Consider the following 10,801-nt stretch of genomic DNA (forward strand, 5'->3'; position numbering starts at 1 on the left):
TATAAAATTTTGTAACAATTAGGGTTATATCTGCTCTTGTAATCAAAGGACGTTGAATATACGGTATAAATATCAATACACGAAGCGTGATAACCTCGCAATTTCGCTTTCGGGGTATATACTCAATTTATGAATGTACGTGCACTTCATTTTGACTGGAATTGGCAGCTGAGCTCTACACCTGCAACATTATGGCCCCTGGTTTCGGACACGAACCGATTAAATAAAGAGATCAAGCTGCCACCAGTCCGGAAGTCGACTGCATCGTATGATATAAGAACGGGACACGCGCAGCTTACCTACAATTCCCTGCAGAATACCGATGCCTGGGAGGAAGAACCCTTTGAATGGGAACGGCCTTATCGATTCGGAGTCAAACGCCGGTATAAAAATGGAGCGTTCCGGGAGATTAAACTGCAAGTGGATCTCCTCCCGAACGCGGAGGGAACCCGGGTTCGATACCGGATATGGGCTTCTCCACGAAATATTCTGGTTCGCTTCATACAAGCGGTAAAAATTAATTTGCTGCTGCGGAGAAGACTCAAAAAAACGTTCGAGACCTATGACCGAATACAGCAGCAGAATGTGTGGCCTTACGAGATCAAACCGGAGGCGCGGCTGGTTCCCGGGGGACGCCAGCGGCTGGAAGACTGTACCAAAAAACTTAACGGGCAAAGCGGCAGACCCGTAATTGTTTCTGCCCTTGCCCGCTTCCTCACCCATGCAGCGGATATTGATCTTTCCCGTATCTCCCCTTTCCAACTGGCGGATCACTGGAACGCACCGCGAGGAGAGGTCCTGCGCGTCTTCTTGCATGCAACCAAGGTCGGGCTCCTGGACTTTAGCTGGGACCTGTATTGCCCCACGTGCCGCTCGTTGCAGGAGCGACACAATTCCCTGAATGAAATCAATAAAACCGCCTACTGCAGCGCGTGCAGAAACAAATTTTATGTAAATTTTAACAACAGGATTCAACTCAGCTTTCGACCAAACCCGCTGATTCGAAAAATTGCTGACAAAGCCTACTGTGTCACCGGTCCCCAGTCCAAACCACACGTTGCTGTACAACAGTTTTTATCCCCCGGTCAAAAGCGGTACCTGAAAGTCCATCTTTTGCCGGGCAACTATTCGCTGCGCGCCCTCGGGCAGAAAGGTGAGGCAAGCGTGCGCGTAAACAACAGTAACGGCAGCGACAACATCACCGTTGTGCTGGACCAATCGGGATTCAATGGAGAAGAAGTGACGATCACCGAGCAGCCCAACCTGGTATTCCACAACAAGACCGGAGAACACCAGGTTTTCCTGCTGGAGCAAACGAACTGGAACAAGTACCTGCTCTCAGCCGCGGAGGTGACCTCTCTTCAACTATTCCGGGACCTTTTTGACAAGGAAGTACTTCACAGGGGCAAAAAAATTGCGGTTGACAACCTCACGCTCATGTTCACGGACCTCTACGACTCTACCGGCATGTACGACAAAGAGGGAGACGAAACCGCCGTGGGAAAAGTGATAGAACATTTTGAAATACTGCAGCAGGCGATCACCGAAGAACGGGGCGGGGTCGTCAAAACAATCGGGGATTCCGTTATGGCGGTGTTCAATAATCCTGTAAATGCATTCCGGGCTTTTATGAAGGCCCATCAGGCGATTACCCGCAACGAGCAGTACGGGGAATACCTGAAGCTAAAGGCGGGGATCCACCACGGCAGCTGTATGGCGGTAAACCTGAACAGCAACATTGACTATTTTGGATCGACCGTCAATATCGCCTCCCGGCTGGTCGATTTTGCCGACGAAGATGAGCTGGTATTTTCAGAACCTGTGCGCGACTGCCTCGAAAATTCCGGCATGATCGGCGAAGACGCTCGCATCCGGGAACAGGATATTACCCTGCGCGGTTTTGGAAACGAACTATTCCGGATCTCCCGTATGACGCTCAAAAAATCCCCGCTCCGTTTGGTAGTCTGACTTGTCCTCCTGCTGCGCCTGAAATGCCGCGGAAGCTCCCTGCTTCTCCGCTTCCTCTCTCTTGACCATCTCCCTGCACGGTTCATTTGGAACCTGCCGGCGTTGGGCGCGCGTAATGGTCCGGGTACCCCCGTCACAAAGCAGGTATCGCACAGCCGCCCTGTTTTTTTTACCGCTGATATCCGTATGTTCCACCTTTGGATATTGCCTGTATTTCGTCCTGTTAAGAGGACTTTTTTTAAACGGGAGTTTTGTCCGGGGTCATCCCCTATCCCCTGATTGTATTTAAAACCGCAGTTTATACTCCAAAAATGAGAATTTCGGATGCGCGAAAATACAGAAAACGGGCAAACCAAGGGTTTGGCAACGACCTCTTTAATTTAACTTTTCCAATTAACAACTTATGTCTATAAAGAAAACAGATCCTCCGATTGCCCACTCTTCCAAACGGATGGGCCGGAAAAAAAATATTGCACTTATTGCGCACGATCACCGCAAAAGCGACCTGCTGGACTGGGTTGAATACAATTCCGAAAGTCTGAAAAAGCACAACCTGTTTGGTACGGGCACCACCGGATCGTTGATCTCTGAAAAACTGGAACTGAATGTTCACTGTTTTAAGAGCGGACCCCTGGGCGGAGACCTCCAGATAGGAGCCGCTATCTCAGAAAATGAGATCGACATGATGATCTTTTTTTGGGATCCGCTCCAGGCGCAGCCTCATGACGTGGATGTAAAAGCGTTGCTTCGCATTTCCGTTTTGTACAATATTCCGGTCGCCCAAAACCGCTCTTCGGCAGATTTTATGATATCCTCCCAGTTAATTGATGAAACCTATGATCGATTCATTGTAGATTACAGCAAGCGTTTTTCAAAAAATTTCCAAGACCAAAAAGAGTAAACTGTGTCTTCCAACCAACTTTTTGACGAAAAAAGCCCATATCTGCAACAACATGCCGACAACCCCGTTCACTGGTACCCCTGGGGAGAGGAGGCGTTCGAGGCGGCCAAGGACCGCGACAAGCCGATTTTTCTCTCCATCGGGTATGCCACCTGCCACTGGTGCCACGTGATGGCCCACGAATCGTTCGAAGACGAGGAAGTCGCCAACCTGATGAACGAGGCCTTCATCAACATCAAGGTTGACCGCGAAGAGCGGCCGGATATTGACAACACCTACATGACGGTTTGCCAGATGATGACCGGGAGCGGGGGCTGGCCGTTGACAATATTCATGACGCCGGAAAAACAACCGTTCTATGCCGGCACCTATATCCCCAAGCGCGGTCGGCAGGGGCGGCCCGGCATGGTTGACCTGATCCCCTGGATACGGGATTTATGGAAAAATGAGCGGGATAAAGTCTACCGCTCGGCCCGGGAAATTAAGGATGCATTTCAAAAATCGAATGTACAAACACCGGGTAGGGGACCCTCACAAGAGACCCTCAACAAGGCATTTCACCAGTTCAAACAGCAGTTTGACCGGCAACACGGCGGCTTCGGGCAGTCCCCGAAATTTCCCAGTCCGCATAATCTTATGTTCCTGCTCCGGTATTGGAAGCAAAGCGGCGATCAGCAGGCCCTTGTCATGGTTGAACAGACACTGGAGGCGATGCGGCGCGGCGGCGTGTACGACCACATAGGATATGGCTTTCATCGATACGCTACTGATGCACAGTGGCTCCTTCCACACTTCGAGAAAATGCTGTACGACCAGGCCCTGCTGATGATGGCCTACACCGAGGGCTGGCAGGCCACGGGCAACGGTCTCTTCAAGCAGACCGCAGATGAGATTGCCACCTACATAAGCCGTGATCTTCTTGATGAGAATGGCGCATTTTACTCCGCCGAAGATGCAGACAGCGAAGGTGAGGAGGGCAAATTCTATGTATGGAGTACGAATGAAATTCGGGATCTACTGCCAACCGCTGATGCCGAACTCTTCATCGAAGTATATAACCTCGAGGATCAGGGCAATTTCAAGGAGGAGGCCTCAGGTCAGAAAACCGGCAAAAATATTCCTCACCTGCAAAAATCTATTGAAGACCTCGCAGCGGAACGGGACATGACAGTGGAAGAACTAAATAAGAAGCTGAACTCAATCCGTAAAAAGCTGTTTCAAGAACGGGAAATGCGGGTCCGTCCTTTCCTCGATGACAAAATATTGACCGACTGGAACGGGCTGGCCATTGCGGCTCTCGCGAAAGCCGGTACCATTTTCCAGGAGCAAGAATATATTGAGCGGGCTGAACGGGCATTCGGTTTTATTTCCGCGAATCTTCAAAAAGAGGATGGCACGCTCCTGCACCGCTACCGGGAGGGAGAGGCCGCGATTGACGGAAACGCCGATGATTATGCATTCCTGACCTGGGGATTGCTGGAACTCTATGAGGCTACCTTCGAAACCGAGTACCTGCAGGAGGCGCTCCGGCTTAACGAGATTTTCATCGAACACTTCTGGGACCGGGAGAACGGCGGATTTTATTTTACATCGCACCAGAGCGAAGAGCTGCTGGGACGAAAAAAGGAGGCCTACGACGGGGCTATTCCCTCCGGGAATTCAGTAGCCATGCAAAACCTGCTGCGACTGGGTCGAATTACGGGCAACACCGGCTGGGAGGAAAAAGCGGAACAGATCGGGCAGCTATTTTCTGAACAACTTGAAAAAGCACCCACCGGCTTTGGACAGATGCTGCAGGGCGTGGGGTTTGGGCTGGGCCCGAGCTACGAAATTGTCATAGCGGGCAGAAAGGATACCCCCGAAACCAGGCAACTCCGGGATGAGATTTTTTCCCACTTCATCCCCTGCAAAGTAGTTATTCTTAACGAACCGGGTGATGAGACGATCCGTGATCTTGCTCCATACACCCGTGACCAACCCATGGTTGAAGGCAAATCCGCGGTATACGTATGCCGGAATTACAGTTGCGAGCGGCCGGTAACCGAACCGGAGAAACTGGCCCAACAACTGTCCTGATCCGGGCGGCATCTCCCATTCTCCTTCCGGGATGGAGGTCCATTTAAAGAGGTATAATCCGCATTTTCACCAGGCAGTTGGTATGGAAAAGCCTTTTCAAATCATCTGCCGAGGATCTTCTACTCCCGCCTGAGCTCAATAATCGAAATATTGGGAGGGGCATTGTACCGCACCGGCGACAGGGTAAAGCCGAGACCGTTGTTTACATTGATGAGCATCTCCCCTTCCTGGTATGGGCCCTGCACATACGGGGTTTCAAAGTCTGGTGCCGAAAACCTGGTGAAAAACAGCGGTACCCGTATCTGTCCCCCGTGGGTATGTCCGGCCAGCAGCAGATGGTACCCAGCAGCTTCACTCTCCCTGATAATCTCCTCTGACACCTGGTGTGTCAGCATCACCCGCAGTTCGGCCTCGGTGCTGTCCCGGGTTAACCTTCTAACTTCCTCAACAGGGGCCGTTCGGCTGTACACGTTGGTTATGCCAGAAAGCCTGACCCGGGCACGGCCGACCTCCCGGTAGGCATTTTCCCCTTCCAGGACGCGTATCCCGCGCTCCCGCAAAGCGCCTGCAATTTCATCCGATCCCGCCCAGTAGTCATGGTCGCCAATCACAAAATACACCCCGTGCGGAGCCTCCAGCCGGGCCAGCTCATCAGCCGCCATGGCAACATACCCGGTACCATACGAAATGAGATCCCCCGTAACGACCACCAGGTCAGGATGTTCGGCATTAACCCGGTCTACATACGCTGCAACCTGCGGTTGGCCTGTGTACCGGTCGGCCTGAACATCCGTGATATGTGCAATTCTAAACCCCTCCAAATCCTCTGACAGCGTCTCTTCCGTGTACGTGATCGGTTCGACTTCGATATCCAGGGTGTCAGAATACATCTTGTACCCGGTATAAACGAGAATCACAAGGAAAAACCCGACCACCAGGAATCCATATACCTGGTCCACAAATGGCGCATTTATGCCGTTCGCATTGGCGCTTATTTTGAGGATGTCGGAAGCCACAATCCAGGCCAAAACCTGGAAAGAGAATGCAAAACCGAACCAAAAATAGTAGATGATCGGTTTGGGATAGGTCAGTATATCGACATTTGCTCCTCCCAGGTATTGAAAAAAACCGCTCAGGGGAAACAGGTAAAATGTCAAAAAAAGAAGCACCACCAGCCAGGCCAGCGAGGAACCAGAAGTGGGGCTGAGATATTCTACCGCGCGGATCATCCTCCAGCCGAGATACAAGTCAACGGCCGCCTTAATAGTTGCAGCAAGAAGCGTCATTTTTAATAACCAGGGCACGATCGGTTCCTTTTACTTGATATTAATAAGCCAAACACTAATTTATTTTTTTGTACAGATCAAATTTCTTTTCTTGATTAAATCCAATGGTAAACCACATGCGTATTCTATTACGGGAGCAGGCCACGTGATCGTATTTAACTTCATAGCAGTACTGGGTGCATTTTCCCACAGAGATTCGGGTAACGAGCGGGCGCTTGTCAAGCGAATCAAGGGCGGCGACACCAAAGCCCTGGAGGAGCTCTACGAGCTCTACAAGTCGCTCCTGTTCGGCATGATTCTCTCGATCGTAAAAAAACGGGAAGAGGCCGAAGACCTGCTGCAGGAAGTGTTTATGAAAATATGGGAAAAAGCCCACACTTTTGATGAGGAACGCGGCAACGTGTACAGCTGGATCGTCACCATAACCCGCAATAAATCGATTGACCGGATCCGCTCCAAAGGCTACAAGACCCAGCAAAAAACATCAACCAGTGTCAATGAACCTGCCCTCACCCTGGAAGGAGACAACTTTGATCCGCTGGAAACGACCATTTTCTCCGATCGGTCTGAACTCGTTAAAAGGGCCCTGGAAAAGATCCCCGAAGAACAACGTGAAGTGATCAAGGTGGCCTATTATGGGGGTATGACACAATCCGAAATTGCGGAACACCTGGACATCCCACTCGGCACCGTTAAAACCAGAACGCGTCAAGGTATGATTAAACTAAAAAATATTCTTGAAGATCATATTTCCATCGATGGGTGACAACAGCACGCATAACAACCGCTTTGAGGAGCTCTGCGCCGGCTACGTACTGAATGCCCTGGAGCCGGCGGAACGCTCGGAGTTTGAGGAGATGCTGGCCTCGGCCGACCCCGGCCAGCGTAAATTCTACCGGGAGATGCGCTCTGCAGCCAACAACCTGGCCTTCAATACGAATCGCGTGGAACCATCCCCTGCCGTCAAGCGAAACCTGCTGCAGGTGATCAACGAGGATATTGAAGAACAGGAATCCACCGACCGGGAACCTGTTGACTGGCAAAAATTCGCAATTGCAGCCTCTTTTGCGCTGCTGCTGGTTACGTTGAGCCTGCTTTTCTACGCATTCAACCTCAACAGTGAACTGGAAACCCGCAACCAGCAATTGGCCCGGCAAGAGCAAACCATAACGCAGCTGGAGACCGAGATTGAACAAAAAAATGAGATGCTTTCTATCCTGGGAGCCCGCCAAATAGACATGGTGATAATGCAGGGGATGGAAGCCAGTCCACAAGGCTATGGAAAAGTGATCTGGGATGCAGAACAACAACAGGCGCTGCTGCAGGTCTCCAACCTCCCTCCCGTTCCGGCGGATAAGGAGTACCAGCTGTGGATTATCAGGGACAATACCCCGATCAGCGCCGGGCTGTTTGCCGTGAACGACCCCAAAAAGGATGCATTTTTCAAGATTGAACAGATGGAACCTGCCGACAAACAGGCGACCAACGCATTCGCCGTCACCCTCGAACCCAGGGGAGGAATGCCCAAACCGACCGGCGACATGTACCTGATGGGCAATATGGAAAACAATCGATAAGAGCATTTTGAGAAAACCGGGGCGTGTTCCGGGGTCAACCCCTGAGCAAATTCGTAATTGCAGATGAAACCCCATAAATTGAGGATGTTGAATTCGGCAAAAACCAATACTTGGGCAACCCAACGGTTTTGCAACGGCCTCAATAAATAAGATAGGGCATGCGAGTTTGCCGGAATCGCTTGATATCCTCATCCCAGCCAGCCTGAAACCTGGTCACTTCTCCGGAACCGGCCAGTTTATAGATAAAATCTGTCGTTTCGGCATTCGCCGTAGCTGCTGCCATTTCCTGCAGCAGATCCATACCAAATGCAACAGGATCAAAATCATAGCTTTTAATACTCAGTCGTACCCCCCTGCACTGCTCTCCCTCAAATTTTGGATTAACCGCCTTTCCGGGAATTGACTGCGGTGTGAACTGGATGCGCTTAATGTTGACTTGGGAATACCGGTTGCGAAGGCGGGAAAGGGCTTTCGCATGAATCTGAGTCGTTGGAGAACCGATTGTCAAAAACGGGTGGTCGGTGCCCCGTCCTTCTGAAATATTGGTTCCCTCGAATAACACCGTTCCCAGGTACATGTAGGCATGTTCAAAAGCAGGCAGATTGGGAGAAGGGGCGTGCCAGCGCAGCCCGGTTTCCGGCCACTTCATGGATCGCTCCCAGTTTTCAGCGGGAATCACCCTGAGTGCAGGCTCCTCCTCAAACTCGATCCACCGCTCCCCTATCATCATCTTTGCAAGTTCGCCGAGGGTCATTCCGTGGGCCATCGGAATCGGGTAGGCTCCCACAAATGAGGTAAATTGCTCCTCCAGGATCCAGCCGGCCATATATTCGCCCCCCGCGGGATTGGGTCGGTCCAGTATCCACACCGGAAGGTCTGCGGCGGCCGCCGCTTCCAACACCAGGCCCAGCGTCACGTTGTAGGTATAAAAACGAGCGCCCACATCCTGCATATCGAACAGTAAAAGATCGACCTTTTCCAGCATCTCCGGGGTTGGCTTTTTAGTCTCTCCATAGAGCGAATAGACCGGTAAGCCGGTCTCCTGGTCAATCCCGTTTTCAATGACTTCGCCGGCACCGGCCTCCCCTCGGAATCCGTGTTCAGGGGCGAACAAAGCAGTAACGTTTACCCCGAGTGTCATAAGGGTATCCAGCATGTGGGTATCCCCGATCCGTGCCGTGGGATTCATCACCAACCCGACCCGCTTGCCCGCAAGTTCATCCAGGTGCTTGTCCACCAGCACTTCGGCCCCCACCTTTACGTTGCCAGGATGGTTACCTGCCTCCTGTTTCCCTGACGAATGGCAGGCCATCACCGACAGTAACAAAAAGAAAATTCCAAAACGTATGTTCATGGTTCAATCAGTTATGTTGTGCCGTCCAGGCTGACAAATTTTTTTTCACAATATTTTAAATCTCAAAGGGACATTTGCAGCACCTGCTATTTGTTGGGAGGTGGTTATACCACCGAACTTACTGATCTTTTAAACGCGAGTACAACTCCCCCCGAACGGTAATTCGTATGTTTTGCAGAGCCCTCTGAAAGGCTTTGCGAAACCCGGGTTCCCGGCTCAAAATACATCTGAAAGCAGCTTCACGACAATAATGAGCGCCAACAGGGCAAACCCGTATTGCAGGTATTGACGATTGACTTTCAGGTTAATAAATGCACCGAGAAAACCACCGGTCAGTCCCCCGATAGAAAGCGGAAGCGCCGCCCCCAGGTCTACCACCCCAAGAGCGTAACCCGACAGGGAGGATCCGCCGGCCGGATAAAATGCCAGCTGCAGCCATCCTGACAAGGAGATAAAAACGATCGCCAGCGAAGAAACACTCACCGCCTTTTGAATGGGAATCCGGTAATAGAGATTCATGATCGGCACCATAACGCTCCCCCCGCCTATCCCGGCAAGAGCCGCCACGAACCCACCCGCCCCGCCGGTGATTCCCGCCTCTTTCAACGTAATCAGGCGACGGGGCGCCCTGGCCTCACGAGCTGAATTTCTTCCTCTTTTAACAAACCGGTACGCGACATAGAGGAACAGCAGGCTAAAAAAGATGGCAAACACTTGTTCGGTATAAAATGCAGCGGTTGCCACCTGTTTGCCAGCCCACACGCCCGCTGCTCCCAGCAGTCCCACGCGCAGCCCCTCATTCCCAAAAAAGTTATCCTGCCGGTACTGCCGAATCGAGCTCCCGGCAGCCGCAATAAATGTACAGAACAGCGAGGTGCCAATAGTCCACAACACCAGTTGCGACATACCCGCCTCTTTAAACAGCAAGAACAGGATCGGGGTAAACAGCACGCCCCCGCCGATACCGAAAAGCCCGGCCAGCACGCCCGCCGCCAGGCCGATGAGCAGCAAAATGAGAAAAGAAAACTCCATAGATCAAAGCTAAATGGTGATACTGTTCCTGTATTAAATTTCGAGTACCCAACTTTAAATAATGTATTTCCAGGTAGAGGCCGATGGTTTTATATCGGTTTCCGAAAGGTTATTTTCCATGGCAATCTGCTGCATCAGTTCATCCGGGATCCATCTCTCCAGTGGACAGACCGCGGCCGGATTTCCCTCAAAGAGCGTGGCTGCGAATGCATCTACCTGGAAAAGATCAATTTTCATATTTCTGTCCTTTGGTTCACATTGGCAGTTCTGAATTACAAAATATTTCTGTGAATTCAAATTCAGTGATTCCGCCAAAAGACAGTTATATTTGCACATATTAAAAACGCAGTAACAAGTGACGAGTAATGAGTACATAACCTGAGTTCGACGTAGTGATCTCAACCAAAATGCCTGTTTGCCTTGAAATGGCAAGAAAACAGTGAGGCTGTCCAAAAAGTCTCGACAGATAGTTGCATTCATTAATACTTTAGGTTTGTGGAAGAAATGGAAGATCAATCCTCCTGTCCTCCTTCTCCAAGGAGGAACTCTTGGGTCACAATCTCAGGATGCAATAAAGGCAATGTGTTGAAGTCCCTCTTGGAGAAGA

Annotated in this window: 9 protein-coding genes and 1 pseudogene; 5 read left to right on the forward strand and 5 right to left on the reverse strand. The window is 51.0% G+C overall.

Annotated elements, in window-relative coordinates; all coding sequences use genetic code 11:
- Positions 1–129: 129 nt before the first annotated feature.
- Positions 130–1,968 (forward strand): DUF5939 domain-containing protein, encoded by a 1,839-nt coding sequence (locus ACG2E4_RS15975; RefSeq protein ID WP_395262093.1) that lies wholly within the window; start codon positions 130–132, stop codon positions 1,966–1,968.
- Here the strand turns inward: ACG2E4_RS15975 and ACG2E4_RS15980 are convergent.
- Positions 1,912–2,163, reverse strand: coding sequence for a hypothetical protein (locus ACG2E4_RS15980; protein ID WP_395262094.1), 252 nt, complete (start codon positions 2,161–2,163; stop codon positions 1,912–1,914). The genes ACG2E4_RS15975 and ACG2E4_RS15980 overlap by 57 nt on opposite strands.
- 208 nt (positions 2,164–2,371) lie before the next feature.
- On the opposite strand from ACG2E4_RS15980, the gene ACG2E4_RS15985 reads away from it, so the two are divergent.
- Both ACG2E4_RS15985 and ACG2E4_RS15990 read left to right on the forward strand, forming a co-directional pair.
- Positions 2,372–2,869, forward strand: a complete 498-nt coding sequence (locus tag ACG2E4_RS15985) for a methylglyoxal synthase (RefSeq protein WP_395277195.1) — start codon at positions 2,372–2,374, stop codon at positions 2,867–2,869.
- Positions 2,870–2,872: 3 nt separating this feature from the next.
- Positions 2,873–4,945, forward strand: a complete 2,073-nt coding sequence (locus ACG2E4_RS15990; protein ID WP_395277196.1) for a thioredoxin domain-containing protein — start codon at positions 2,873–2,875, stop codon at positions 4,943–4,945.
- 119 nt (positions 4,946–5,064) lie between these two features.
- Here the strand turns inward: ACG2E4_RS15990 and ACG2E4_RS15995 are convergent, their stop codons facing one another.
- On the reverse strand, positions 5,065–6,249 hold the full coding sequence (locus tag ACG2E4_RS15995) for a metallophosphoesterase (protein ID WP_395277197.1): 1,185 nt from the start codon (positions 6,247–6,249) through the stop codon (positions 5,065–5,067).
- A gap of 127 nt (positions 6,250–6,376) precedes the next feature.
- Here ACG2E4_RS15995 and ACG2E4_RS16000 point away from each other — a divergent pair, with 127 nt between their 5' ends.
- Positions 6,377–6,997, forward strand: coding sequence for a sigma-70 family RNA polymerase sigma factor (locus ACG2E4_RS16000; RefSeq protein WP_395277198.1), 621 nt, complete (start codon positions 6,377–6,379; stop codon positions 6,995–6,997).
- The gene (locus ACG2E4_RS16005) at positions 6,990–7,808 is read left to right on the forward strand and encodes an anti-sigma factor domain-containing protein (protein ID WP_395277199.1); all 819 of its coding nucleotides are present in this window, start codon (positions 6,990–6,992) and stop codon (positions 7,806–7,808) included. The genes ACG2E4_RS16000 and ACG2E4_RS16005 overlap by 8 nt, the downstream gene beginning before the upstream one ends.
- Positions 7,809–7,947: 139 nt before the next feature.
- Here the strand turns inward: ACG2E4_RS16005 and ACG2E4_RS16010 are convergent, their stop codons facing one another.
- The 3 genes and pseudogenes from ACG2E4_RS16010 to ACG2E4_RS16020 all read right to left on the reverse strand — a co-directional run.
- Complete coding sequence (locus ACG2E4_RS16010; protein WP_395277200.1) at positions 7,948–9,162, reverse strand: exo-beta-N-acetylmuramidase NamZ domain-containing protein; 1,215 nt, start codon at positions 9,160–9,162, stop codon at positions 7,948–7,950.
- 216 nt (positions 9,163–9,378) lie between these two features.
- Entirely contained in the window at positions 9,379–10,194 is an 816-nt protein-coding gene (locus ACG2E4_RS16015) for a sulfite exporter TauE/SafE family protein (protein ID WP_395277201.1), read from the reverse strand.
- 96 nt (positions 10,195–10,290) lie between these two features.
- Positions 10,291–10,431, reverse strand: a pseudogene (locus tag ACG2E4_RS16020) (PhzF family phenazine biosynthesis protein); the annotation flags it as partial.
- Positions 10,432–10,801: the final 370 nt, after the last annotated feature.

The sequence above is a fragment of the Halalkalibaculum sp. DA384 genome (genome assembly GCF_043951955.1).
GTDB lineage: Bacteria > Bacteroidota > Rhodothermia > Balneolales > Balneolaceae > JAMQKA01.